Raw genomic sequence first — 25,162 nt, 5'->3', positions numbered from 1 at the left:
AAAATCTGTAAGCAGTTTTTAGAAAAACTTTGTATTTTTAATATCTAATTTTCTTGGATATGAAATTACATCATTTGCGAAATGCCTCTTTGGTAATTGAAACAGAAAAGCATGTCATTTTAGTTGACCCAATGTTAGGTAAAAGAAAAACAATTCCGCCTTTTACTATTTTCAGATATAAACCAAAACGAAATCCGCTAGTGGCATTGCCCAAAAACAGCCGTGAAATTTTAAGCCGTGTAACACATTGTTTGATTACGCATTTGCATCCTGATCATATTGATAAAGCAGGAGAAGTTTTTTTGAGAAGAAAAAGCATTCCCGTAATCTGCAGTTCTAAGGATGAAAAGGCACTTATACAACGAGGATTAAGCGTAATTCAAACTTTAGAATATTGGGAAGCTCAAAAATTTCTAGACGGAAAAATTACAGGAATTCCTGCAAGACACGGCTACGGATTTGTTGCTAAATTAATGGGAAATGTAATGGGCTTTCTCATAGAACTAGCCGATCAAAAATCTATTTATATTAGTTCAGATACCATTTTTACAGAACATGTAGAAACAGTTCTAACGCAATTTAAACCCGACATTTCGATTGTCGCCTGCGGAACTGCAAGATTAGATTTTGGTCAGCCTTTATTAATGCGAATGGATGATATTTTGAAATTCGTGACACTTGCACCAGGAAAAGTCCTCGCCAATCACTTAGAAGCGTTAAATCATTGTCCGACCACAAGATTGCAATTAAGAACTGCACTTTCAGACCATGGGCTTTTGACTAAAACTTCTATTCCTAATGATGGTGAATGCATTGAATATTAGCTTAAAAAAATAAATCTTTTTTTTTGTGCTTTTATTTCTTATTCTCTCGTAAATAGTATATTTGGCTCGCTAACCAAATCAAAATAAATGACCGATTTTTTAAGAAAAATACACTTAGTTAAAGACATCTCTATACAATTACCAGTTTCAAAAATAGATTTTATTCAGAAATTCAGAAGTCATGTTGATGAATCTGATTTAAGTTTTGTTCCTTTTGAAGTTTTTCAATCCAGCAGAAATGAGTACAAAGGCAATATTTCTAATAATTATTTTGAGTTAAAGAAACGACGAAAATTATTTGATACTAACTATTCTTTTGCAAAAGTAACTGGCACATTTAAAGAAGACAATAATCAATTAAATATAAATGCCGAAATTAATGGCTTCAGAAAAATAATGTTTTTCGTTTTAGGAGTAGTGCTTCTATTTTATTTGATTGCGCTTTTCAGTTCTATTTTTATACCTAGTGACAATTCTCCTCCTTTCATCTTTTTCCCTTTTCTTTTATTCCACATGTTTGTAATGCTAGGAATCCCTTATTTCGTAATCAGAAGAAGTGTAAAAAGAATGATTTATGATATAGAAAGAGATTTACATTATTGGGTAACCAAAAACTAATTATTACTTTTAAAGTACAAGTAATCCAAACTCCCGCAAAGTATTTACTGGTTTAGAATACCAAAATAGTTCAAAATCTTCTAAAGAAGTTTCAAAATCATTTTTGACTTCTTGAAAAGTATAACCTTTAGAACCCGAAACGGCTATTTTTGACAAAATTGAAAGTAGCCATTCGCCTTCTTCTTTACTAGTCTGAATATCGAAACTTTCTTTTTTATCATGAAACGTTAGCGACATCATTTCCCAGCTTCTTCCTTTTTTAGATTTTGTAAAAATTTCTGCAGTAGGTTTTCCTCCAATCCAAACCACTTTTGCATTTGGTTTTGTATTGAAATCGTTTCGTTCTTCTAATGCATTAAAAATAAAATCGGGATGGATTTTTGTTTTCGGAATTTTAAAATCGAACCATTCTTGAAGTTCATAATCAAAACAGATTCCGTGCATGAAATTAAAAAGCGATTTCTTTAATCCAAAACTGAATTTATCGTGGTTGATTCCCGTTGCATCGGTGTACTCAATATCATTATTAGCAAAAGCTCCAATCGTTTCTGTTTTTTTGGTCACGCCAAATTGTTCTGGATACAATCCAACCGGACTATGTGCCGTCAAAGCAAACTGATGCCAAAATCCCGACTGTAAAACTCCCGCTTCAAACAATTGACGAACCATTTCAAGACTGTCAACTGTTTCCTGAATCGTTTGTGTTGGATATCCGTACATTAAATACGCGTGTACCATAATTCCAGCTTCGGTAAAATTTCGAGTCACTTTTGCGACTTGTTCTACGGTAACACCTTTGTCTATTAATTTTAATAATCGGTCAGAAGCAACTTCCAAACCGCCCGAAACGGCAATACATCCAGAAGCTTTTAGCAATAGGCATAAATCTTTTGAAAAGCTTTTTTCAAAACGAATATTGGTCCACCACGTTACAGCCAGTTTTCTTTTTAGAATTTCAAGTGCCAACGCACGCATCAAAGCTGGCGGAGCGGCCTCATCCACAAAATGAAATCCGTTTTGGCCTGTTTTCTCGATTAGTTCTTCGATTCTATCGCATAAAAGACTTGCCGCAACGGGCTCGTAAACTTTTATATAATCTAAAGAAATATCGCAGAAAGTACATTTTCCCCAATAACAGCCGTGCGCCATTGTGAGTTTATTCCAACGGCCATCGCTCCACATTCTATGCATCGGATTTACAATTTCGATAACCGAAATATATTTATCCAAAGGCAAATCGGAGTAATCTGGAGTTCCAACCTGAGATTGTTTATAATCGTATTTTAGAGAATTGTTTTTATAGACAACTTCTCCATTTTCTAGCAAAAATGTTCGTTTATAAGAATTGTAATCTGGATTTTCTAAATTGAAAATTAATTCCTCAATTGGAACTTCTCCGTCATCTAAAGTGATAAAATCGAAAAACTCAAAAACGCGTTTATCAGAAAGCGAACGTAATTCTGTATTTGGAAAACCTCCACCCATCGAAATCTTTATCTCGGGATGATTTTGTTTTACCCACTGTGCGCAACGAAACGCGCTATATAAATTTCCAGGAAATGGTACGGAAATTAAAAATAAAGTTGGTTTTACGGTCTCAATTTTAGCTTTCAAAAGCGAAATCAGAATCGAATCGATATAAGTTGGCTCTTGCTGAAGGGCTTCGTACAATTCATCAAAAGAATTAGCACTTCGTCCTAAACGTTCTGCATATCGGCTGAAACCAAAATTTTCATCAACACATTCAACAATAAAATCCGAAATATCCTCAAGATATAACGTAGCCAAATGTTTTGCTTTATCCTGAGTTCCCATTGAGCCAAAAGCCCAATCCAATTCTTCTAATTGTGCAAAACGAGAAGCTTCGGGCAGAAAATCTTCCTGACAAATTTGCAATGCCAACGTTGGATTTTTTCCTTGCAGAAACTGAATTACAGGATCAATCGTTTTGATGTATTCGTTCTGAAGAGCAAAAATACGTTTCGAGTTCTCTGAGATTTCAGAACCTGAAACTTGAAACAAATCTTGTAATCCTTTTTTCGAAAATAATTCCAAAATCACATCAATACCCAAATCAGCCTGAACCGATTCGATATTTTTGGTATTCAGAAAACCTTTTATATACGCCGTTGCCGGATACGGTGTATTCAGTTGGGTAAAAGGCGGCGTAATTACAAAAAGTTTCGTTTTCAAAAGGGAATTTTTTTTTTGCAAAAATACGGGATATTTTGAGACTTTTCAGCGTTTCAATTTTTGATTTGAGTTTGTAAACATTTAATTACATTTGCCAGTAGCCAAATTATTAAAATGAAACATACATTACTATTTCTTTTTTTCTTACTAACACAACATTCATTTTCTCAAAATAAAAATCAATCTATTGGTTTTACAGAAAATAAAGGACAAATTATAGATCAAAATGGAAAATCAAATATTGCTGTAAAATATTTATTGAATTCTAATGGTTTGAATGTTCAATTGAAGAAAAATGGTTTTTCATATGATGTTTATGAAGTAAAAAAGACGCCAATTGTTCGTTCTGTAACAGCAAAAACACTTCCTTATTTAATTCCCGAAAAAAACAATCAAGAAAAAGAAGAATTTAATCTTGAATATTCCTTTCATCGAATCGATATTGACTTCGTAAATTCCAATTCTAAAGTTGAATTAATTGCAGAACAAAAATCAACGGATTTTGATAATTACTACAATATCCCTAACAAACCTGAAGGAGTTACCGGTGTTTATAAGTACAAACAAATTACCTACAAAAATATTTATCCCAATATTGATGTTATTTTTACAATTCCTGAAGATCTACAAAAAACAGTAGAATATAATTTTGTCATTCACCCAAAAGGAAAAATCTCTGATATTCAATTAAAGTTTAATGGAGCAGAAACCAGTTTGGTTGATAATAAAATCCAAATGAATGTTCGTTTTGGAAAAATGGAAGAAACGCTTCCTGTAAGTTGGATTGAAGAAAAAGGACAAAAAAAAGCGATTGTTGTTGGGTATCAAAAAATAAAAAAAGATGTTTATGGATTTCGTTCAGCAAACTTTTTAATTGGGAAAAAAGTTGTAATTGATCCTGTGCCGATTAGACTTTGGGGGACTTTTTATGGAGATGAAACTGGATTGGATGCAGCAAATTGGTATCCTTCTGACTTAACGACTGATTCCTTAGGAAATGCTTATGTTTCGGGAACTACAACTTCTCAAAGTCCTTCTTATGCTACTTCTGGGGCACATCAAACAAGCGGAAGTCATCCGTATGTCAATTCAATTACAAATGGTATTCTTTTTAAGTTTGATAAAAATGGTAATAGACTATGGGGAACCTACTATGCTGGCACACAATATGTTTATATTTATGGTGTAAAAACTGACTCACAAAATAATGTTTTAATTACAGGCTATACAGGGTCAGAGACAAACATCAGTACTGTGGGATCTTTTCAGCCAAATTTAAAGGGATCTTCAGATGCTTTCCTAGTAAAATTTAATAGTAATGGTGCAAGGCAATGGGGAACCTATTTTGGTGGTGAAGATTATGACTATGCAAATAAATTGGATATTGACATTAATGATAATGTTTACATTGTTGGTACAACTTCCAGTAAAACAAATATCGCTATAAACAGTAAATTTCAAACTGAATTAAGTTATTCAGCAAGTCCATATGGGATAAATACAGACGCGTTTATTACAAAATTTAATAAAAATGGAAATTTAATATGGAGCACTTATGTTGGAGGGGATGGAAATGATAATTTAAATGCTATCACAATAAAGGATTCTTACTTAGTTGCTGGTGGGTCTACTAAAAGCACAAACAATATGGCAACTACTGGTGTTTTTCAGGAAAAACCAAACTCTAATTTTCTAGGAGATGGATACGTTTGTAAGTTTTCCATAAACGGAGAAAGAATTTGGGGCAGTTATTATGGTGGTAGCTCCCCGATGGAAAATATTGAATCTGTCGAAATTGATAATGAAGAAAATATTTATATCGGTGGATACACTTATAGTAGTGACAATATTACGACATCTGGAACATTTGAAGACTCAAATCCAAATCTTTACAAAGGTTTATTAGCAAAACTAAATGTTCAAGGACAAAGAATATGGGGTACTTATGTTGGAGATATTAACATTTCTTCTATAGTCTTTCAAAATAATTCACTTTACATTGGAGGCGGAAATATGGATTTTAAAACTGATTATAAACTAACCACTCCATGTTCTTACAAACCAGATCGAATTAGGACTCACTATGGATATACTGGTAAATTTTCTAAAGAGGGTCTTTTTATTTGGGGAACATATATTGGCAATGATAATACTATAAAAATAGCTTTACATACTGACAGTTCAATTTTTGTCGCTGGATTATCAAGTTTCAATGATGACATTGCTGATGCAAGTTCTTATCAATCTAATATTTTGGGCAATAAAAATTTTTTTTTAATGAAATTTTCCGAAGATCCTCTAATTAAAACTCCTGAAATTTCTTCAAATTCACCAATCTGTACTAACAAAACATTAGAACTAAAAGCATCGGGCGGGACTGATTATTATTGGACTGGTCCAAACGGATTTACATCAACAGACCAAAATCCAACAATTACAAACGTATCGTTAATTAATTCCGGAGAGTATAGCTGTTTAATTACCGGAACTGGTGGTTGTGATGGCATCAAAAAAATTAATATTAAAATTGGAGACACAGAAGCCCCTGTTCCTAATATTGCTACCTTACCAATTATAACTGGAGACTGTAATACAGTATTAGCCACGATTCCAACCGCAACCGATACTTGTGCCGGATCTATTGATGGAACAACTACAAATCCTCTATTTTACAATTTACCGGGGACTTATACTATTGTTTGGAATTACGATGACGGAAACGGAAATACATCAACCCAAAACCAAACTGTTACTATTACTGGCCAGCCTTTACCATCAGCAGATCCTTTACAAACTTTCTGTGGTAATCAAAATGCAACTATAAATGAAATTCAAATTACAGGGCAAAATATAAAGTGGTACAATGCGCAAACAGCGGGAACACTTTTATCTAATACAACTACACTTCAAAATGGAGCCATTTATTATGCCTCTCAAACTATAAATGGTTGCGAAAGCGAGAGAACTCCTGTAACTATTAATATTCAGAATACACTTGCTCCAAGTGGAGAAGCAAATCAACCATTTTGCACAGGACAAAATCCAACAATTGCAGATCTTCAAGTTACTGGAAATTCAATAAAATGGTTTGATGCGTTAACTAATGGTAATTTATTACCAGAAACTACTGTTCTTGTAGACGGAAAAACATATTACGCTTCTCAAACCATAAATAACTGCGAAGGCTCTCGATTTGGAGTTACAGTTTCTGTTGTAAACACACCTCCTGCTCCAACTGGAAATCCTGAACAATCGTTTTGTAAAAAGGAAAATAAAACTCTTAATGACATTCAAATAACGGGACAAAATATAAAATGGTTTGATACGAGTTTCTCTGCCTCTGTTTTACCAAATACAACTCTTTTAGAAAATAATCGAACGTATTATGCTTCGCAAACAATTGGCTGTGATAGTGACCGAACTCCTTTTCTTGTTCATGTATACAACACACCTTTACCAACTGGAAATAATAATCAGCAGTTTTGTATTGATGAAATAGCGACAATTGAAAATCTAAATATAGCAGGAACTGCACTTAAATGGTACGATGCTGCAACAAATGGAAATATTTTGCAAGAAACAACTTTATTACAAAATGGAAAGTACTATGTTAGTCAAACTCTAAACAACTGCGAAAGCGAAAAATTTTTAATAACTGTAAAAGTACAAGACACGCAAATTCCAATAGCCAATTCTCCACAGCAATTCTGTATTCAGAAAAGCTCAAAAATAAGCGACATTGAAATTAATGGTCAAAACATCAAATGGTATGACAGTTCTTCGTCTACAAGTAATTTATCAGAATCAACTTCTCTTGAAAATGGAATTACCTATTACGCTTCTCAAACAATAAACACTTGTGAAAGCGATAGAATCCCTGTAACAATAAGTATTTTAGAGGCTGCAGCTGGAGATTGTATTCATTTGGTTAATGAACTTCCGTTTCCAAAATTCTTTACGCCAAATGGCGACGGTTTTAATGACACTTGGACAATTGATCCAGATTATTTGGCTCCTAATTCATCTATTAGAATATTTGATCGATACGGAAAATTAATTAAAGAATTGGCATTAAATACTTCTTGGAACGGAACTTATCTCGGTAATCAACTACCTACATCAGATTATTGGTTTACCGCTACCAGAATAAATGGAACAGAATATAGAGGCCATTTTTCTTTAAAGAGATAAAGCAAAAACCGCAAAGATTTATGTTTAAAAAGAAACCCTTTTCAATTGTATAAATCTTTGCGATTCAATAATTTTATTTCGTCTGCAACAAAAGCCAACTTGAAATCTCTTCTAATGCTGTCGGAGATATTGTTTGCTCAATTGCTCCATATTCAAATTGCGATCCTGTTTTACATTCTTGAAATAAATGATTTAAATTTGGAAGTGTTTTTATTGTAATCTTCTTATTTCCCCCTTTTGTTAAGGCTCTTTGAATATTTTGAAGATTTGCTTCAGGAGGAACTTGCACATCTTTGCTTCCGTTAATTGCCAAAACTGGGCATTTTACTTTTTCTAAATACGGAGCAGGATCCAGTTTAAGGAAATCATATATCCAAGGATTTGTTACTTCAGCGGTATAAGCCTCTGCTATTTTGTCTGTTACGCCAAGTTTAGACTCAAAAATATTTTTAACATCTTTCTTAAGTTTTTCGTCAATTGCAGAACTGGAAGTTATAAGTTCATAAACTTCTTTATAAGTTTCCTGTCCTCTTTTTACTTCTTCTTCAGAAACTCCCATTTGTTTTTCGATCAATTCCTTTTGCAAGAGAAGCAATTTATCACCACGAATTCCCGTTCCTGCCATTAAAACAATAAATGCAATATCTTTAGAATTTCCAGCTACAATTGGCGCAATTACTCCTCCTTCGCTATGCCCAATTAAACCAATTTTCTTTTTATTGATTTCTTTTCGAGTTTTTAAATAGTCAATTCCTGCCTGTACATCTTTCGCAAAATCTGTAGTCGTTGCACTTTTAAAATCACCCGTAGACTCTCCAAAACCACGATCATCAAAGCGTAAAACAGCGATTCCTTTTCTGGTAAGATAATCAGCTAAAACTAGAAAAGGTTTATGCTGAAGCATTTCTTCATCTCGATTTTGCGCACCGCTTCCAGAAATTAAAATAACTACTGGAAAATTACCTTCTTTTTTAGGCAACGATAAAGTTCCTGCCAGAGTCACTTGATCTTTTATATTTTCGAATTTTACATCTTCTGTATAATAAGGAAATGGCTGTTTAGGTTCTTGAGGTCTTAGAATTTGAACATTTCCCTTTGCCAAATCAAGTTCTAAAGACTGGCCATTTTGAGTAAACTTGCCAGTAAATTTATTCTCATTTAATTTCCCTTCATACACAACTCCAGCTTGAGGAGCAATGTCCAATCTCAACACATTATTTTCAAAAGTGGTTTTAGCTACTGGAATTCCTTTTGCACCTTGGTCGGGACTATCCATTGTTGAAGTATATCCTTTTTCAGTTTTAGTGATATTTACCACTATTCTTAATTCAGAACTGGGAACTTTTAAAACTCCATTCCATTGTCCCGAAATATCTTGTGCAAATGATTGAGAAAAGCTAAAAAGTATAAACAAAAGAGGTATTATTTTTTTCATTTTCATTAATTAATTTAGTTAAAGATTACCTTCTTTTTTATCGAGACTTTTAAATTTGAAATAAGAATAAATCATAGGGACAACGGCAATAGTAATTCCTATACCAACAAAAATTTTAGAAAAATTAAATCCCGAAAATATCAGACCTCCCAATATTATTACTAAACCGCCTGCAAGCCATAATTTTCCAGCAAAAGCATGTGTCGCTTTCCAAACCTGCTGATTTTCCAACGTCCAAGGGGTACGAATTCCGATAAAATAATTAGGCTGAATAACTTTAAAATAGTTTCCGAATATAACTAATAGCACTCCAACAGCTACATACATTAAACCAGGACTAGAGAGCGATTGGTTTTTGGCCAAGTAAACAAAAAACGAAGCCAATACGGACATAAATAAAACCAAGAAAAATTTAAGCTGATAAAACTTTCTTCCCATTAATAAAATTCTCTTTTTTGGATCAATTTTAGATGCCGCAGTCATTAAGACATACATCAAAACAGGAAGCATAAAAAGCAAAAAAACCAAACTAAACTTATCACCCCAATTATCAATTTCTCCTTTGTAATTCCAATGTATAGGAACTCTTTCAGGAAGTGTGTTCCAAATTGTGGCCAAATAAACAAAAGGAATCAAAACAATTCCAATTAGGGGAAGTTCTTTTTTCAATTCTAAATTCATTTTATTATTGTTTAAAGGTTAATATCCATTGCAAAACATCTTCCATTATGGTGGTATTGATGGAATAAATGATGAATTGTCCGTTTTTTTCAGATGTAATTAAATCAGCTCGTTTTAAAATATCTAAATGATGAGAAATGCTTGGCTTTGAAATATTAAAAGCATCGGCAATCTCTCCTGCCGACATATCTTTTTGCTTTAAAAGATCCAGAATCTCTCTTCTAGTCGCATCATTTAATGCTTTAAAAATATCATTCATTACATTTATATATTTAGACAAATATCTAAATACTTTTTAAACAAACAAAAAAAAGCAGTAATTTTTTACATTACTGCTTTCAAATATTTTAAAATAAATTTATTTAAAACTTATGTTCGTCTTTGCTAATTACCAAAAATGAAACTAAAGATATAAGTGCAGCTGCAACTAAATAAAAGCCTACATAACTCACATCGTACGTCTTAGCCAGCCAAATTGCAATCATCGGTGCAAAAGCTGCGCCGAGGATTCCTGCCATATTGAACGTTAATGACGCTCCCGAATAACGAACATTGGTTGGAAATAACTCAGACAAGAAAGTCCCTAAAGGCCCATATGTGAATCCCATCAAAGACATTCCAATACAAGCGAAAACAGTTACCAAAGTTATATTTCCTGAACTTAAGAAATAAGAAAAGAAAAAACCGAAAACGGCAATAGCCGCAGTCGCTGCAATAAGCATTTTACGACGTCCGATTTTATCTGCAACGACTGCCGAAACCGGAATAAAAAGTGCAAAGAATAATACTGAGAATAATTGAATCAATAACCCGTCTCTTTTTACAATTCCTAAATCAGAAGTTGCCCAACTTAGAGTGAAAACTGTCATCAAATAAAAAACTAAAAAGGTCGTAATCGCCGCGAAAGTTCCGAAGATCAATTGATTTTTATAGGATTTCACCAATTCTAAAAATGGCACTTTTACTTCTTCTTCGTGTTTTTTAGCTTGTTCAAATGAAGGAGTTTCGGTAATTTTTGTTCTGATATAAAAACCAACAATTACTAAAAGCGCGCTGGCAATAAATGGAATTCTCCAGCCATAATCCATAAAATCTTCATTACTCATTGAATCGGTAAGCAATAAAAATGTTCCGCCTGAAAGCAACAATCCGATTGGAGCGCCTAATTGTGGAAACATTCCATACCAAGCACGTTTATTTGGCGGTGCATTCTCGATGGCAAGCAAAACTGCTCCTCCCCACTCGCCTCCTAAACCAACTCCTTGCCCGAAACGACAAAGCATTAACAATAAAGGGGCAACAACACCAATACTAGCATAACTTGGCAGAAAACCAATTGTCACAGTAGAAATTCCCATTGTTAATAAAGCAGCAACGAGAGTGAATTTACGTCCGATTTTATCTCCGTAATGTCCAAAAAATGCAGAACCTAACGGACGTGATAAAAAAGCAATTGAAAAGGTTGCTAAAGATTCCAGAGTCGCCATTGTCGAATCTGAACTAGGGAAAAATAATTGCGGAAAAACTAATACGGCTGCATTAGCATAAATATAAAAATCAAAAAATTCGATTGTAGTACCTATAAGGCTTCCAAAAAGAACATGTTTTAGGGAGTTCTTTTTATTCGGGTTATTTTTCATGAAAATTGATATCTTTTTTATTTGCAAAAATAGAGTTTCATTATTAAAAACTCATATTTAGACAAATTACTTTTGCCACTACTTTATAATTTTAACAAATTATCTAAATTTTCAATTTTTCACAATCACGTATAATCAGATTTTAAAATCCTGATTACAACGTTTTTAAAAGCATCAGAAAAAAATCAAATCTTAAGCAATTGTTAATAGCGTTTTTAACTGTATATTTTCATTAAATTTACAGCTATCAAAAATAAACTTAAAATTATGCCTACCGACTGTATCAGCTTTCAATCTTCTGGATATTTCTCTAAACTAATGCAGGATTATTTAGATCAAAAACCAGAATTAAAACCGCTGTACAATAATTTTCCAGTCTTAGAAAATTTCGAAAAACAAATTGCCGAAAAATCAGCAAATTTTGACAACAACAACCGAGCTGTATTGGTTGACACATTGCAAAAGCAATATCAAAACATTGAAATTTCAGATTTAACAAGACAGAATATTTCGCTTTTAGCACTCGAAAATACTTTTACTATTACCACTGGTCACCAACTGAATTTATTTAGCGGACCATTATATTTTTTATATAAAATCATTTCAACAATTAATTTAACCAAAGAATTAAAATCGAAATATCCTTCCTCCAATTTTGTCCCAGTTTACTGGATGGCGACAGAAGATCACGATTTTGAAGAAATTAATTATTTTAATTTTAAAGGAAAAAAGATCCGCTGGAATGCCGAAAGCACTGGTCCAGTCGGAAGACTTTCGACTGATGGTTTGGAAGATTTATTTGAAATTTATTCTCAGGAATTAGGCTCAAGCACAAATGCAAATGCACTGAAAAAGCTTTTTGAAGATGCTTACTTAAAACATGAAAATTTAGCAGATGCAACCCGCTATTTAGCAAATACACTTTTCGCTAGCTATGGCTTAGTAATTATAGATGCAGATGATGCCGATTTGAAACGTGCTTTTATTCCGTATGCAAAAGAAGAATTAGAAAATCAGACTTCGTTTAAAGAAGTTCAAAAATCAATTGAAGAGCTCGCCGCATATACCGTTCAGGTAAATCCGCGCGAAATCAATTTATTTTATATTGAAGATAAACTGCGCGAAAGAATCATTTTTGAAAATGGCAAATATTGGGTTAACAATACCAAAATTTCATTTTCTAAAGAAGAAATTCTAAAATTACTGGAAAGTAATCCAGAAAAATTCAGTCCAAACGTAATTATGCGTCCATTATATCAAGAAATTATTCTACCTAATCTTTGCTACATTGGCGGAGGCGGAGAAATCGCTTATTGGTTAGAACTGAAAGCTTTCTTTGATGCTGTAAATATCACTTTCCCAATAGTATTAGTCCGAAATTCTGTTCTTCTGGCAACCGAAAAACAAGTTAAAAAAGCTGATAATTTAAATTTATCATGGAAAGATTTATTCAGCAAATCAGAGAATTTAATTAATGAGATCACTCATAAACTTTCTCCATTTCCAATAGATTTAACTCCTCAAAAGGAAGCACTTGAAAAGCAGTTTGCCTACCTTTTTGAATTGGCCGAAAAAACAGATAAATCTTTCTCTGGAGCTGTAAAAGCACAAGAAGTAAAACAAAAGAAAGGTTTAGAAAATCTAGAAAAGCGTTTATTAAAAGCGCAAAAAAGAAAACTGGCCGATCAATTGGAACGTGTTACCGATTTACAATGTGAATTATTTCCGAACAATAGCCTTCAAGAACGCCAAGCTAATTTTTCTGAATTTTATTTAGAAAAAGGAGAACAATTGATTCCGCTTTTAATTCAAAAATTAAAGCCTTTAGAACATAATTTTGACATCATAATCATCTAAAAATAATTATCTTTAGAAATTCAAAAGCGTTAATTTCGGAACAAATAACCAGCACATTTCCTAAATTATTGCTCTCTCAAACCAAATAGAATTATATTTTATAACCTATTAACGAACTAACCTAATGGTAAGAGAACGCCTAATTTCGCTTGATGTCTTTCGCGGACTGACTATTCTATTGATGACAATTGTAAACAATCCTGGTGATTGGGGAAATGTTTACCCTCCGCTTTTGCACGCACAATGGAATGGCTGTACACCAACAGATCTTGTATTTCCTTTTTTCATATTTATAATGGGAGTTGCAGTTCCGCTTGCAATGCCCGACAAAAAATACGACGAAACAACATTCAACAAAATCCTGATTCGTTCTTTAAGAATGTTCTGTTTGGGGATTTTCTTTAATTTCTTTGGCAAAATTCAGTTATTTGGTTTAGACGGAATTCCACTTCTGATCGGCCGATTGGTTATTACTTTTGCTGTTGGTTATGCTTTAATGGGAAATTTTAGCAACAGACTAAAAAACATTTTTGCCTTTAGCATATTAGCCATATATCTCATTCTAGCTTATGGAGGTTTTGAAAATTATGCAGATGTGAGACTTCCTGGAGTACTGCAGCGTATTGCAGTGGTCTATTTTGTAGTTTCGCTTTTATATTTAAAAACATCACGAAAAACACAGCTTATTACGGGAATCGTTTTACTTTTAGGCTATTGGGCTGTTATGACTTTAATTCCGGTTCCAGGATTTGGAGAAGCTAGTTTAGAGAAAGGAACCAATTTAGCCGCTTGGGTGGACAGCGTCTTCCTAAAAGGACATATGTATCATGAAACCAATACTTGGGATCCTGAAGGAATCTTGAGTACGCTTCCGTCAATTGTAAACGGAATTATTGGTTTATTTATCGGCCAAATTCTACTTCTTAGTTTAACTAAAATCCAGAAAGCTCAAAGAATGGGCATGATTGGCACATCACTTATCTTTTTTGGATTAATGTGGGATTTAGTTTTCCCTATAAACAAATCAATTTGGACAAGCAGTTATGTAATATATACTACAGGATTAGCAACAGTATGTTTAACCATTTTATATTACATCATTGACATCAAAGAATACAAAAAAGGCTTTAAATTATTTGTCATATGGGGAGTAAATCCCATGATTGTTTTCTTTGCTTCGCAAATTATTCCACAAGCTCTGGTAATGATTCGTTTTAAACATCCATTACTTGCTGGCGAACAAATTAACCTTTTAGAATATTTATACCGTTTTGGAATCGCGCCATTTTTCAGCAATCCAATGAGTGCTTCTTTAGCAGGCGCATTAACCTATGTAACAATCTGGACTTTTATTTTATGGATTTTCTATAGAAACAAATTAATATTCAAGGTATAAAATTGTTTCACCATATAAGTGATATAAGTTCATTTTAGAAGTAATGCAAAATTTACAATAAATATTCTCCGCATCGCTATTTAAATGAACTTATATCACTTTTATGGTTTTCAAAAAACTTGTTCTAATCAAAACATCATTCTAAAGCGTTTTAATTATGATTTTATTAAAATCAATTCACAAAAAAAGTATACTTTTGCACAAAATTTAATAAAATATAAAATGGCAACAAATAGAACTTTTACAATGATTAAACCAGATGCTGTTGCAAACGGACACATCGGGAATATCTTAGCAATGATTACTAATGGTGGTTTCAAAATCGTTTCATTAAAATTAACTCAATTAACTGTAGCAGATGCAAAAGCATTTTACGCAGTTCACGCAGAAAGACCTTTCTACGGAGAATTAGTTGAATTTATGTCTCGTGGACCAATTGTTGCTGCTATTTTAGAAAAAGACAACGCAGTAGAAGATTTCAGAACTTTAATCGGTGCTACAAACCCAGCAGAAGCTGCTGAAGGAACTATTCGTAAAGCATACGCTACTTCTATCGGAGAAAATGCAGTTCACGGATCTGACAGCAACGAAAACGCTGCTATCGAAAGTGCATTCCACTTTGCAGGAAGAGAGCAATTCTAAGACTTCTTAAATCATAAAAAAAACCGCTTCATAACTGAAGCGGTTTTTTTATTTACTTATAATCATTAAAGACTTTCAGAAGTCTTCTTTACCATTTTCTCAACTCTTCCATCCAAATCTTTTAAAAGTTCGTCTAATGCGCTTTCGCACATTGGCAATACTTTATCAAAAGATAAAACAGGAATTCCTCCTACTATTGTTCCAGTTTTCTTTGAATTTGCTCCTTCATTAAAAGCAAAAACTTTTTTTCCATTTTTATCATACAAAGCAATTCTTGCATAAGCTCTCATTTTAACAGTACCAGTTCCGCCAACTGCAAACCCTTTTACCACAGCAAAGTGAATCTCTGTAAACAAGACACCATCTGCATTATCTTTAAACATAGTAGCTGTCGCTACCTCATTTGCCGAACCGTTTGTTCCCTCATAGATATATTTATATCCAGGGTAATTGATAATATATTTTCCTTTTTCTCCCTCTCTATCAAAATGAGGAATATAGTCAATATACTCTTGTTTTTGAGTTACATCTGTTTCAGGAAGTAAATCGAATGGAAACTTTTTAGAATAATCATTAAAAAAAGCATTGTGATACTTTTCCAAAATTGGTTGTAGGTTAAAATTTGGATTGTTTCCTAAATCTGTTACTGCCGCAACAGCACTTAAACCAAGCTCTGAAAGATCAATTGTTTTGTCAGTATAAAAAGCAACAACAGCAACTTTTTTCTTTTGTGAATAACCAGTTAACGTAAATAATACAGTTAAAATTAGTAAAATTTTTTTCATTGATTTTTTATTGTTTTGGGTTTATAAAAAAGACGCTATTTTAAAGAAATAACTGCCCAAATGTATCGTAAAAAAAAACACCTCACAATAGAAGTGTTAATTAATTTTAAAATTTATCTTACTAAAAAAAACTACCGCAAAATCACGTCTTTCACCACTTCGCGGCCCAATTCTTCATTGATCATTTTTACGATTTTATACTTTCCGTGAGTCAACTCTTCACGTAAAACAGAAGACCCTAATTCCACATAAAGTGTACTGCCTTTCAGTACAACATTTCGAGTATAAGTATTCACACCGCTTCCCATGAGATTTTTCCAAGCGTCACGAACATCAATCTGATCCATGCCTGGCTGCAATTTATTCACTTGAATAATCTGCTGTAGTACAGCACTAATAGTACTTTCGTTATTTAGTCTTTTCGCCATCGTTTAATAAATTTACTGGTCCAGCTTTTTTATAATGATACTCTATCTTTTGCGGGTTCTTAACCACTAATTTGTCATCTGAAAGCGAAATAATTTCTTCACTCCATTTTGCATACTTTGTTTTATAATCCAAGAAAACCTGCTCTCCGGCAAAACGAACCGAAACATTTTCAAAAGTATCTGTTGTTAAAAAAGTCCCATCAAACTGTGGCATCACTTTCGTTCGAACACCTTTATTATTCTTAATTTGAAAAAAATCAAAAGTCTCGTTCATTTTATACTCCTTCTCTTCACCTTTCTCAAAAACTACTTTTTCAATTTCCCAATAGCCATTCAATTTAGCAATATCTGCAGGTTTTAATTCTTGTTTGCAACTCACAAACAAAAGCGAACAAAACAAAACTATGAAAGTATTTTTCATAAATAAAAATATTAAAAATTATTCTTTTTTTTTAGAATGAAGTCGAAGAATTAGGAGCTGATCCTGCTGTCCGCTATATCTTTTGTGTCCGCCGTGGCGGACACAAAAGGATGCCGCTCCCATCAGGGCTAGGGCTCCCGTTTTCAAAAGAAATTTTATCGAACTACAAAGATAACCTTATAATTATCAAAAGAAATAAAAAATCGAAAAACACATTAAACAATTTTGCAAATTCTCAGCTAAACCCCAAAGCAAAAACATTAACGAAATTGTTTTTACCATCCTGACATCTTAATGTATATGTAAAACTTTAGAATATTGTAGCAAAAGCAAGCGGATTAATAATGCTAATAAAGAAAAATGGAAAAACGATATAATTCCAAATGAAGAATGGAAGATACTACCGATAATGCAAATCTCGTCCTATCTGATTTTGATAAACCATTATGGGAAAAAATTAATACTATATATCAATAAGCGAAGAATTTCACTTTAAATCAATTGCCATCCCTTATTTTTTAAAAACCTTTTACAGTTTTTACAAAAGTCTTTTTCTTCATTCAGTGGGTTTCCGCCTTTAGCATCACGCATTAAACACGTCTTAATTTTGCAGTGTGGCAAACCCGCTGTATGACCTAATTCATGCAGAATTAGTTTATAAAACTGGTTATTTCTGTGTTTTTTAGACAATCTAAAATCCGAAACAACACAAGCCGTTCCTGGCATGTAACCCAAACCCATTACACCCCAATCTTTAATATCGTTTTTTGTTGTGCTAATATCAAAATGCGACAACCCAACAATCACGGAATCATTGCCAATATTATTTTTAAGATTTTTAATAATACTGTCAGCACGATATCTATTGCGAGGCTTGTAAAAAGAATTTCTAGGAAAGTCTATATTTTGTCTTAAAACAACATTTGGGCTAATTGTTTTTATTTCAGCTAAAACTTTTTGAGATTGATTAAGTTCAAAATCACCCAAAGGCTGTATCACTATAACTGTTTGATTTTTTTCAGTATTTTCATTCTGTTGTTTGTTTACACAACAGCATAAACAAAAAATAAAAATGAAAATACTGTATTTCATATTAGTCAAAGAAAACTATATCAATTATTTTTATTGGTTTTTCTTTTCTTAAGAACTCCTAAAAAGAATAAAACAATTCCTAAAACCAGCAAAATATAATATACTGAAAGATTTTTATCCTTTAAAACATTTGCCAGAACAAAAGATAATACACTAGCAAAATAAAAGGTTAAAGCTGATATATTTTTCATTATAAATTATTTAAAGAAACTATCAACGAATTCATACTTATTAAAGACTTGCAAATCTTCAATTCCCTCGCCGACACCAATATATTTAACTGGAATTTGAAATTGATCAGAAATACCAATTACAACTCCACCTTTTGCTGTTCCGTCCAATTTAGTAACTGCTAATGAAGTTACCTCTGTTGCAGCTGTAAATTGTTTTGCCTGTTCAAAAGCATTCTGTCCTGTTGAACCATCCAAAACTAAAAGCACATCGTGAGGCGCATCGGCAACCACTTTCTGCATTACACGTTTTACTTTTGTCAGCTCATTCATCAAGTTTACTTTATTATGAAGACGACCAGCAGTGTCAATAATAACAACATCTGCATTTTGAGCCACAGCAGATTGCAAAGTGTCAAAAGCTACAGAAGCAGGATCACTTCCCATTTGCTGTCTTACAATCGGCACATTTACACGATCTGCCCAAACTTGCAATTGATCAATTGCAGCAGCACGAAAAGTATCTGCAGCACCTAAAACCACATTATGACCCGCTTTTTTAAACTGATAAGCCAATTTACCGATCGTTGTTGTTTTGCCCACTCCATTTACTCCAACAACCATTAAAACATAAGGCTTTTTATCTTTCGGAATTTCAAATTCGGTTGCTTCACCTGTATTAGTTTCAGACAACAAAGCACCAATTTCATCACGCAGAATCTGATTCAACTCTTCTGTCCCTAGATATTTATCTTCAGCAACACGTTTCTCAATTCTTTCAATGATTTTTAATGTAGTATTTACTCCAACGTCAGAAGCAACAAGTACTTCTTCCAAATTATCTAAAACATCATCATCAACTTTAGATTTTCCTGCAACGGCTTTGCTTAACTTCGAGAAAAAAGTAGTTTTTGTTTTTTCAAGACCTTTGTCTAAAGTCTCTTTTTTTTCGCTAGAGAATAATTTTTTAAAAAAACTCATTTTTTGTAGATTATTAGATTTACTAGATTTCTCGCTTTTCAGACAAGAAATCCAAATCTTTAAAGAAAGTGCAATTGTTTTTCAAAAAACAATCAATTGTTACGATTCTTTAAATTTTTAGACAAATATAGGTAATAAAAAAGCTACTTCCGAATGAAAGTAGCTTTTCTATATAATGTAATTGTAATTATTTCTTTTTCAAGAATTCATCAACTTCTTCAGGAGCCATAATAGATTCTACGAATGTATATGCACCAGTTTTAGGAGATTTTACCATTTTGATGGCTTTTGATAATCTCTTAGAAGATGTTTGTAACGATGCTACGGTTTTCTTTGCCATGATTCAAATGTTTTGGAATTCGATAAATTTTCAAATGCAAAATCATTTGAGATTTTATCAAAATCTCTAATTATTACTTAATTTCTTTGTGAACAGTTACTCTTTTTAAGATTGGATTAAATTTTTTAATCTCTAATCTATCTGGAGTGTTTTTTTTGTTCTTAGTTGTAATATATCTAGAAGTTCCTGGAACACCAGAAGTCTTGTGCTCAGTACATTCTAAAATTACTTGGATTCTATTACCTTTCTTTGCCATCTTGCTATATATTTATTTAGGAAAAGATTATTTGATAAATCCTTCTGACTGCGCTTTTTTCAAAACTGCAGTGATTCCATTTTTATTAATTGTTTTTATCGTAGATGCTGCTACTCTAAGAGTAATCCATCTATCTTCTTCTGGAAGATAAAAACGCTTTTTAACTAAGTTTACAGAAAACTTTCTCTTAGTTTTGTTCATAGCGTGAGAAACGTTATTTCCTACCATCGCTCTTTTACCTGTAAGGTCACAAACTCTTGACATTATACTTATCTTTTATCGTTATTCAAAATCAGGGTGCAAAGAAAAGAAAAATAAACCATTGTAGCAAAAAATTATTGCACAAATTTTAAAATTTCTTTCTGTAATATTTCCAAACTCTTAACTGATGCCCTATCTATCACTTTTTCACGCGGTTGTCCGAAGTTAAATTCTTCCACAATTACTCCGTTTGGTGTGGCTAAAGCAATAAAAACTGCACCTATTTCGGCATCAGAATCTCCTTTTGAAGGTCCCGCATTACCTGTCGTAGCAAGCGCATAGTCTGTTTTCAGCAATTCTTTAACACTCAAAGCCATAGCCGACGCAACCTCAGCACTTACGACTGAAAACTGATCAATTAAATTTTGTGAAATTCCCAAAACATTTACTTTGGCTTCTGTTGCATAAGAAACAACACTTCCTTTAAAATAGCTTGACGAGCCCGGAACAGATGACAGCAATGAAGCAATTCTTCCTCCTGTACAACTTTCTGCTGTTGAGACGGTTTTATTTTGTTTAGAAAGCAATTTACCTATTACAGTTTCAATTGTTTCATTTTCTTCGTAACCTACAATTATATCATGAATTATAGCATCTAAAGATTGAACATTAGATTCTATCGCCTCTTCCAGTTCTTCTTTATCAGTTCCTCGCGCGGTCAAACGCAGACGAACTCTTCCTGGATTTGGCAAATAAGCCAATTTTATAAATTCAGGAAGATTATTTTCCCATTGCTCAATACGTTCTGCAACTAAACTTTCGCCTTGACCATAAGTTAAAATTGTTTTATGGATAATATAAGGACGTTTGTATTCGCGAACAATTTTTGGAATTATTTCTTCTTCGACCAAATATTTCATTTCATACGGCACACCTGGAAGCGAAATAAAAACCGTGTTTTCCTTCTTCATCCACATTCCTGGGGCAGTTCCCACTTTATTATGCAAAACAGTACAAGTTGATGGAACTAGAGCTTGATCTTTGTTCAATTGAGAAATTGGTCTTTTATAAAAACCTTCAATTAATTCTGTTACGTGCGCCAAAACTTTTTGATCTACAACCAACTCATCATCGAAATATTCACAAAACGTTTTCTTTGTAACATCATCTTTTGTCGGACCTAATCCGCCAGTTACAATTACAACATCTACTCTATTTTGCAATTGCGCAAAAGTGTCTAAAATATGCTTTTTATCATCGCTTATTGATAGCATCTCTGCCACCTCAACCCCAATTCTATCAAGTGATTTAGCAATAAAAGCCGAATTTGTATCTACGATTTGGCCAATTAAGATTTCATCTCCAATAGTAATAATTGCTGCTTTCATATCAGTGAAATATTTTTGTTTCTTACACTAAGTAAGCCATAATTTATAAGTAGAAAATTTAAATTTTGTCTTGGAGGAAGGTATCAACAGCTTTTACAGACTACAAGCCGCTTACAAAATTTAAAAAATGATTTTGACTTATCCCTCAATTTTAAATAAACCAGGAATAAGTCAAATTTATATTAAAGATCAAAGTCTTTTTTAATTTCTTTAATCGCTTCTTTTACTTGTACCTTAATACTTTTAAAAGTTTCGATAATATCTTTTTTCTTGCCCTCAGCCTTTGTCCAGGCTTCTACCTGCAAAATTTCTTCAAAAGCCACATTCAATCCCATTAGATCCAATGTAGGCTTTATTTTATGAGCATAGGAATAAGCATATTTATGATCCTTCTTTTTTATTCCTTCTTTAATTTGTTTCAAATCTTCTGGAACCTCTGTAACAAATAAAGTTAAAATCTGATTTACAAATTCAGGGTCATTATCTGAAAGCGCATAAACTTTCGAAAGGTTGTACTTTAAAGCCATTATTTTACTTGTATTCTGAATAATTTTTTATCTTCTAAAAAGCCTTCTAAAACATCATTTGGTTTTACAGCCGCAACACCTGCAGGCGTTCCTGTAAAAATAATATCTCCAATTTTTAAAGTAAAAAACTGAGATACATGAGAAATCAATTCGTCAATTTTCCAAAGCATCATACTTGAGTTTCCTTTTTGAACTATTTCTCCATTTGTTCTTAATTCAAAATTAAGGTTTTCCATAGAAACAAAGTTATCTTTTGGTAAAAAATCACCAATAACCGCTGAACCGTCAAATGCCTTGGCTTTTTCCCACGGAAGTCCTTTTTCTTTTAACTTACTTTGCAGATCTCGTGCTGTAAAATCGATTCCAACACTAATTTCATCATAATATTTATGAGCAAATTTTGGCTCAATATATTTCCCAACTTTATTAATCTTTACGATTATCTCAACTTCATGATGGACATCTTCAGAAAACTCTGGAATGACAAACGGATGCTGTTTCAGCAAAACAGCAGAATCTGGTTTCATAAAAACAACAGGCTCACTTGGGCGTTCGTTTTTCAACTCTTCTATATGATTGGCATAATTCCTGCCGACACAGATAATTTTCATCTTTTTTATAGGTTATAAGATACTAAGACGCTAAATTTCTAAGGAAAAAACTCAGAACCTTAGAAACTTAGCATCTTAGAAACTTACTTCGTATTTAATTTTCTTAATTTAATTGCTGTCAAAACTTTTTTGGTGTACAAAGGGAAATCGGCATTTTGAATCCAGCTGAAATATCCTGGTTCTGTTTCTAGAACTTTCTCCACTTTGGCACCTTTGTGTTTTCCAAAAGTAAAAATTTCTTCATCATCTTTATCAAAAGCAATCATTCCAGCGAAATCAGCGATTTTTTTACGCGTTGTAAATTCAGATAAAGATTTCATATCGTTTTCTAATTCCGGATAACGATCTAATTGCGCTTTCAAGATTTCGTAAGTTGCCATTGTATCTGCTTCTGCCGAATGCGCATTATCAAGACTTTTTCCGCAATAAAACTTCAGAGCAGCACTTAAAGTACGCTCTTCCATTTTATGAAAAATCGTCTGAACATCTACAGAAACCTTATTCTTCATATCAAAATCAACTCCCGCGCGAAGTAATTCTTCAGCCAGAAGCGGAATATCAAAACGATCAGAATTAAATCCGCCCAAGTCACTATCTTTAATCATGTTATGAATATGCGGTGCGAGTTCTGCAAAAGTTGGTTCGTTGGCCACTTTTTCGTCTGTGATGCCATGAACTGCAGTTGTCTGCGGAGGAATTGGAATTGTCGGATTAACCAACCAGGTTTTACTTTCTTTGTTTCCGTTAGGAAAAACTTTGAATATTGAAATTTCTACGATTCTATCTTTACCGATATCAATTCCCGTTGTTTCGAGATCAAAAAAGCAAATTGGCTTGTTAAGTTTTAATTCCATTTCTAATTTTTATAAGTTTACAAATGTAATTTTTAAAGCCGAATATCTCTCTTTATTCTGATTTTTTTTTGTCGAAAAAAGCTTTCAAATAGCGATTTTAACTTTTCCAAAATGAGGCCTCAGCAAGAGTAGGCATATCCACTTAATTCTTTTCTTACAAAACAAAAAAATCCGATAAGCTTTAAAACCTATCGGATTTGAATTTATTTTACAATCTATTTTTAGAAATCTCTATCTACATCAAAAGCTTCTAAATATTCTGCCACACGTTTTACAAAACTTCCTCCTAATGCACCATCTACGACTCTATGATCATAAGAGTGCGACAAGAACATTTTCTGACGGATTCCGATAAAATCACCTTCTGGAGTTTCAATAACCGCAGGGACTTTACGAATTGCACCAAGCGCTAGAATTCCAACTTGCGGCTGATTGATAATCGGCGTTCCAAATACACTTCCAAAAGTACCAACGTTTGTAACTGTGTAAGTTCCGCCTTGTGTATCGTCTGGTTTTAGCTTTCCAGCTTTTGCACGATTTCCTAAATCGTTAACCGCTTTTGCCATTCCAACCAAATTCAGCTGATCTGCATTTTTAATTACAGGTACAATTAAATTTCCGTTTGGCAATGCTGCCGCCATTCCTAAATTGATATTTTTCTTTTTAATAATATAATCTCCATCAACAGAAATATTCATTCCTGGGAAATCTTTTAAAGCTTTTGCAACCGCTTCCATCATAATTGGAGTAAAAGTCAATTTCTCGCCTTCTCTTTTTTCGAAAGCCGTTTTTACTTTATCTCTCCATTTTACAATGTTCGTTACGTCAACTTCAATGAAAGATTGTACGTGAGCAGAAGTCTGAACCGAAGCCACCATGTAGCCAGAAATCAGTTTACGCATTCTGTCCATTTCCACAATTTCGTCAGCTCCGTTTACAGAAACTGGAACTGCTTGCTGGCTTTTTTGAACAACTGGCTCAACTGCTTTTGGAGTTTCAGCTTTCGGAGTTTCGACAGCCACTTTTGGAGCCGTTTCAACCGCTTGAGGAACTTGAACAGCACCCGATTTACGAGCTTCTACATATTTTAGAATATCTTCTTTAGTCACACGTCCGTCTTTTCCAGAACCTGCAATATTTTCAAGTTCGTTTAAAGAAAGACCTTCTTCTTTTGCAATATTTTTTACTAATGGAGAAAAGAATTTATCTGATCCTGAGAAATCTTGAGAAGTCACCGTTTCTTTAACCGATTCGATTGTTTTTTCGATTTCGATAGCTTCTGCAGGAGCGGCAGTTTCCTGAACTGTACTTACAGCTTCTGGAGCTGCTGTTTCTCCGCCTTCAGTTTCAATAATGGCAATAGTCTGCCCTACTTGCACTAAATCATCTTTACCAAACAATTGCTCAACTAAAATTCCTGATACTTCACTAGGCACTTCGCTGTCAACTTTATCTGTTGCAATTTCGAGTACGGCTTCATCAGCCTCAATTTTGTCTCCAACTTCTTTCAACCAGTTAGTTATGGTTGCTTCAGCGACACTTTCTCCCATTTTAGGAAGCTTTAATTCAAATCTTGCCATATTGTTAATCTAAAAGATGTTTTTGATTTTCAGATTGCGAAATTAATGAAA

At 33.2% G+C, this 25,162-nt stretch carries 25 protein-coding genes; 6 read left to right on the top strand and 19 right to left on the bottom strand.

Annotation, left to right across the window (positions count from 1 at the left end):
• Nucleotides 1-59: 59 nt before the first annotated feature.
• Together RB618_RS20530 and RB618_RS20525 are read left to right on the top strand one after the other, a co-directional pair.
• Complete coding sequence (locus RB618_RS20530) at nucleotides 60-824, top strand: MBL fold metallo-hydrolase (RefSeq protein WP_308070494.1); 765 nt, start codon at nucleotides 60-62, stop codon at nucleotides 822-824.
• A gap of 87 nt (nucleotides 825-911) precedes the next feature.
• Entirely contained in the window at nucleotides 912-1,442 is a 531-nt protein-coding gene (locus tag RB618_RS20525; RefSeq protein ID WP_308070493.1) for a hypothetical protein, read from the top strand.
• Between the two features lie 9 nt (nucleotides 1,443-1,451).
• Here RB618_RS20525 and RB618_RS20520 read toward each other — a convergent pair whose 3' ends face one another.
• The gene (locus RB618_RS20520) at nucleotides 1,452-3,635 is read right to left on the bottom strand and encodes a radical SAM protein (protein ID WP_308070492.1); all 2,184 of its coding nucleotides are present in this window, start codon (nucleotides 3,633-3,635) and stop codon (nucleotides 1,452-1,454) included.
• A 114-nt stretch (nucleotides 3,636-3,749) separates the two neighbouring features.
• Between RB618_RS20520 and RB618_RS20515 the strand changes: the two genes are divergently transcribed.
• Nucleotides 3,750-7,826 (top strand): T9SS type B sorting domain-containing protein, encoded by a 4,077-nt coding sequence (locus tag RB618_RS20515; protein WP_308070491.1) that lies wholly within the window; start codon nucleotides 3,750-3,752, stop codon nucleotides 7,824-7,826.
• A gap of 73 nt (nucleotides 7,827-7,899) precedes the next feature.
• Here RB618_RS20515 and RB618_RS20510 read toward each other — a convergent pair whose 3' ends face one another.
• The 4 genes from RB618_RS20510 to RB618_RS20495 form a co-directional block, all read right to left on the bottom strand.
• On the bottom strand, nucleotides 7,900-9,261 hold the full coding sequence (locus RB618_RS20510; protein WP_308070490.1) for an alpha/beta hydrolase: 1,362 nt from the start codon (nucleotides 9,259-9,261) through the stop codon (nucleotides 7,900-7,902).
• An 18-nt stretch (nucleotides 9,262-9,279) separates the two neighbouring features.
• The gene (locus RB618_RS20505; protein WP_308070488.1) at nucleotides 9,280-9,942 is read right to left on the bottom strand and encodes an SdpI family protein; all 663 of its coding nucleotides are present in this window, start codon (nucleotides 9,940-9,942) and stop codon (nucleotides 9,280-9,282) included.
• A 4-nt stretch (nucleotides 9,943-9,946) separates the two neighbouring features.
• Complete coding sequence (locus RB618_RS20500; RefSeq protein ID WP_111378348.1) at nucleotides 9,947-10,201, bottom strand: autorepressor SdpR family transcription factor; 255 nt, start codon at nucleotides 10,199-10,201, stop codon at nucleotides 9,947-9,949.
• Nucleotides 10,202-10,304: 103 nt separating this feature from the next.
• Nucleotides 10,305-11,582 (bottom strand): MFS transporter, encoded by a 1,278-nt coding sequence (locus RB618_RS20495; RefSeq protein ID WP_308070487.1) that lies wholly within the window; start codon nucleotides 11,580-11,582, stop codon nucleotides 10,305-10,307.
• A 267-nt stretch (nucleotides 11,583-11,849) separates the two neighbouring features.
• Here RB618_RS20495 and bshC point away from each other — a divergent pair, with 267 nt between their 5' ends.
• From bshC to RB618_RS20480, 3 genes are all read left to right on the top strand, one after another.
• Nucleotides 11,850-13,439, top strand: coding sequence for a bacillithiol biosynthesis cysteine-adding enzyme BshC (gene bshC / locus RB618_RS20490; protein WP_308070486.1), 1,590 nt, complete (start codon nucleotides 11,850-11,852; stop codon nucleotides 13,437-13,439).
• Nucleotides 13,440-13,563: 124 nt separating this feature from the next.
• A complete protein-coding gene (locus RB618_RS20485; protein ID WP_308070485.1) occupies nucleotides 13,564-14,835 on the top strand; it encodes a DUF5009 domain-containing protein in 1,272 nt (423 codons plus the stop codon).
• Between the two features lie 222 nt (nucleotides 14,836-15,057).
• Nucleotides 15,058-15,477 (top strand): nucleoside-diphosphate kinase, encoded by a 420-nt coding sequence (locus RB618_RS20480; RefSeq protein WP_308070484.1) that lies wholly within the window; start codon nucleotides 15,058-15,060, stop codon nucleotides 15,475-15,477.
• 65 nt (nucleotides 15,478-15,542) lie between these two features.
• Here RB618_RS20480 and RB618_RS20475 read toward each other — a convergent pair whose 3' ends face one another.
• The 14 genes from RB618_RS20475 to RB618_RS20410 form a co-directional block, all read right to left on the bottom strand.
• Nucleotides 15,543-16,262: a hypothetical protein gene (locus tag RB618_RS20475; protein WP_308070483.1), complete on the bottom strand. Its 720-nt coding sequence runs from the start codon at nucleotides 16,260-16,262 to the stop codon at nucleotides 15,543-15,545.
• Nucleotides 16,263-16,393: 131 nt separating this feature from the next.
• Nucleotides 16,394-16,690: a DUF721 domain-containing protein gene (locus RB618_RS20470; RefSeq protein WP_308070482.1), complete on the bottom strand. Its 297-nt coding sequence runs from the start codon at nucleotides 16,688-16,690 to the stop codon at nucleotides 16,394-16,396.
• On the bottom strand, nucleotides 16,671-17,111 hold the full coding sequence (locus RB618_RS20465; RefSeq protein ID WP_308070481.1) for a lipocalin family protein: 441 nt from the start codon (nucleotides 17,109-17,111) through the stop codon (nucleotides 16,671-16,673). The genes RB618_RS20470 and RB618_RS20465 overlap by 20 nt, the downstream gene beginning before the upstream one ends.
• Before the next feature lie 492 nt (nucleotides 17,112-17,603).
• Nucleotides 17,604-18,203 (bottom strand): zinc-dependent metalloprotease family protein, encoded by a 600-nt coding sequence (locus tag RB618_RS20460; RefSeq protein WP_308070480.1) that lies wholly within the window; start codon nucleotides 18,201-18,203, stop codon nucleotides 17,604-17,606.
• Nucleotides 18,204-18,223: 20 nt separating this feature from the next.
• Nucleotides 18,224-18,394, bottom strand: a complete 171-nt coding sequence (locus RB618_RS20455) for a hypothetical protein (RefSeq protein ID WP_308070479.1) — start codon at nucleotides 18,392-18,394, stop codon at nucleotides 18,224-18,226.
• Between the two features lie 6 nt (nucleotides 18,395-18,400).
• Nucleotides 18,401-19,354: a signal recognition particle-docking protein FtsY gene (gene ftsY / locus RB618_RS20450; protein WP_111426652.1), complete on the bottom strand. Its 954-nt coding sequence runs from the start codon at nucleotides 19,352-19,354 to the stop codon at nucleotides 18,401-18,403.
• A gap of 187 nt (nucleotides 19,355-19,541) precedes the next feature.
• Complete coding sequence (locus tag RB618_RS20445) at nucleotides 19,542-19,694, bottom strand: DUF4295 domain-containing protein (protein ID WP_008468081.1); 153 nt, start codon at nucleotides 19,692-19,694, stop codon at nucleotides 19,542-19,544.
• A 73-nt stretch (nucleotides 19,695-19,767) separates the two neighbouring features.
• On the bottom strand, nucleotides 19,768-19,950 hold the full coding sequence (gene rpmG, locus RB618_RS20440) for a 50S ribosomal protein L33 (RefSeq protein WP_008253902.1): 183 nt from the start codon (nucleotides 19,948-19,950) through the stop codon (nucleotides 19,768-19,770).
• A 27-nt stretch (nucleotides 19,951-19,977) separates the two neighbouring features.
• On the bottom strand, nucleotides 19,978-20,214 hold the full coding sequence (gene rpmB / locus RB618_RS20435) for a 50S ribosomal protein L28 (RefSeq protein ID WP_008468080.1): 237 nt from the start codon (nucleotides 20,212-20,214) through the stop codon (nucleotides 19,978-19,980).
• 71 nt (nucleotides 20,215-20,285) lie between these two features.
• Nucleotides 20,286-21,539, bottom strand: coding sequence for a CinA family nicotinamide mononucleotide deamidase-related protein (locus RB618_RS20430; protein ID WP_308070478.1), 1,254 nt, complete (start codon nucleotides 21,537-21,539; stop codon nucleotides 20,286-20,288).
• Between the two features lie 182 nt (nucleotides 21,540-21,721).
• Complete coding sequence (locus RB618_RS20425; protein ID WP_008468078.1) at nucleotides 21,722-22,066, bottom strand: Hpt domain-containing protein; 345 nt, start codon at nucleotides 22,064-22,066, stop codon at nucleotides 21,722-21,724.
• Nucleotides 22,066-22,677, bottom strand: coding sequence for a fumarylacetoacetate hydrolase family protein (locus tag RB618_RS20420; RefSeq protein ID WP_308070476.1), 612 nt, complete (start codon nucleotides 22,675-22,677; stop codon nucleotides 22,066-22,068). The genes RB618_RS20425 and RB618_RS20420 overlap by 1 nt, the downstream gene beginning before the upstream one ends.
• A gap of 83 nt (nucleotides 22,678-22,760) precedes the next feature.
• A complete protein-coding gene (locus tag RB618_RS20415) occupies nucleotides 22,761-23,531 on the bottom strand; it encodes a 3'-5' exonuclease (RefSeq protein WP_095931062.1) in 771 nt (256 codons plus the stop codon).
• A gap of 221 nt (nucleotides 23,532-23,752) precedes the next feature.
• Entirely contained in the window at nucleotides 23,753-25,111 is a 1,359-nt protein-coding gene (locus tag RB618_RS20410; protein WP_308070475.1) for a dihydrolipoamide acetyltransferase family protein, read from the bottom strand.
• Nucleotides 25,112-25,162 lie beyond the last annotated feature (51 nt).

It is taken from the genome of Flavobacterium sp. LHD-85 (genome assembly GCF_030929595.1).
Classification (GTDB): Bacteria; Bacteroidota; Bacteroidia; order Flavobacteriales; family Flavobacteriaceae; genus Flavobacterium.
Note: the sequence above shows the minus strand (reverse complement) of the source record. Positions and strands in the feature narration are given on the sequence as shown.

Bases quoted from the DNA above. Each gene is read 5' to 3' on its own strand.
- RB618_RS20480 (WP_308070484.1), top strand. From the start codon at position 15,058: ATGGCAACAAATAGAACTTTTACAATGATTAAACCAGATGCTGTTGCA.
- bshC (WP_308070486.1), top strand. From the start codon at position 11,850: ATGCCTACCGACTGTATCAGCTTTCAATCTTCTGGATATTTCTCTAAA.
- RB618_RS20410 (WP_308070475.1), bottom strand. From the start codon at position 25,111: ATGGCAAGATTTGAATTAAAGCTTCCTAAAATGGGAGAAAGTGTCGCT.
- rpmG (WP_008253902.1), bottom strand. From the start codon at position 19,950: ATGGCAAAGAAAGGTAATAGAATCCAAGTAATTTTAGAATGTACTGAG.
- RB618_RS20475 (WP_308070483.1), bottom strand. From the start codon at position 16,262: ATGAAAAAAATTTTACTAATTTTAACTGTATTATTTACGTTAACTGGT.
- RB618_RS20505 (WP_308070488.1), bottom strand. From the start codon at position 9,942: ATGAATTTAGAATTGAAAAAAGAACTTCCCCTAATTGGAATTGTTTTG.
- RB618_RS20465 (WP_308070481.1), bottom strand. From the start codon at position 17,111: ATGAAAAATACTTTCATAGTTTTGTTTTGTTCGCTTTTGTTTGTGAGT.
- RB618_RS20530 (WP_308070494.1), top strand. From the start codon at position 60: ATGAAATTACATCATTTGCGAAATGCCTCTTTGGTAATTGAAACAGAA.
- RB618_RS20500 (WP_111378348.1), bottom strand. From the start codon at position 10,201: ATGAATGATATTTTTAAAGCATTAAATGATGCGACTAGAAGAGAGATT.
- RB618_RS20430 (WP_308070478.1), bottom strand. From the start codon at position 21,539: ATGAAAGCAGCAATTATTACTATTGGAGATGAAATCTTAATTGGCCAA.
- RB618_RS20485 (WP_308070485.1), top strand. From the start codon at position 13,564: ATGGTAAGAGAACGCCTAATTTCGCTTGATGTCTTTCGCGGACTGACT.
- RB618_RS20425 (WP_008468078.1), bottom strand. From the start codon at position 22,066: ATGGCTTTAAAGTACAACCTTTCGAAAGTTTATGCGCTTTCAGATAAT.
- RB618_RS20525 (WP_308070493.1), top strand. From the start codon at position 912: ATGACCGATTTTTTAAGAAAAATACACTTAGTTAAAGACATCTCTATA.
- RB618_RS20515 (WP_308070491.1), top strand. From the start codon at position 3,750: ATGAAACATACATTACTATTTCTTTTTTTCTTACTAACACAACATTCA.
- RB618_RS20455 (WP_308070479.1), bottom strand. From the start codon at position 18,394: ATGAAAAATATATCAGCTTTAACCTTTTATTTTGCTAGTGTATTATCT.
- RB618_RS20415 (WP_095931062.1), bottom strand. From the start codon at position 23,531: ATGGAATTAAAACTTAACAAGCCAATTTGCTTTTTTGATCTCGAAACA.
- rpmB (WP_008468080.1), bottom strand. From the start codon at position 20,214: ATGTCAAGAGTTTGTGACCTTACAGGTAAAAGAGCGATGGTAGGAAAT.
- RB618_RS20420 (WP_308070476.1), bottom strand. From the start codon at position 22,677: ATGAAAATTATCTGTGTCGGCAGGAATTATGCCAATCATATAGAAGAG.
- RB618_RS20510 (WP_308070490.1), bottom strand. From the start codon at position 9,261: ATGAAAAAAATAATACCTCTTTTGTTTATACTTTTTAGCTTTTCTCAA.
- ftsY (WP_111426652.1), bottom strand. From the start codon at position 19,354: ATGAGTTTTTTTAAAAAATTATTCTCTAGCGAAAAAAAAGAGACTTTA.
- RB618_RS20460 (WP_308070480.1), bottom strand. From the start codon at position 18,203: ATGAAATACAGTATTTTCATTTTTATTTTTTGTTTATGCTGTTGTGTA.
- RB618_RS20470 (WP_308070482.1), bottom strand. From the start codon at position 16,690: ATGGCGAAAAGACTAAATAACGAAAGTACTATTAGTGCTGTACTACAG.
- RB618_RS20445 (WP_008468081.1), bottom strand. From the start codon at position 19,694: ATGGCAAAGAAAACCGTAGCATCGTTACAAACATCTTCTAAGAGATTA.
- RB618_RS20495 (WP_308070487.1), bottom strand. From the start codon at position 11,582: ATGAAAAATAACCCGAATAAAAAGAACTCCCTAAAACATGTTCTTTTT.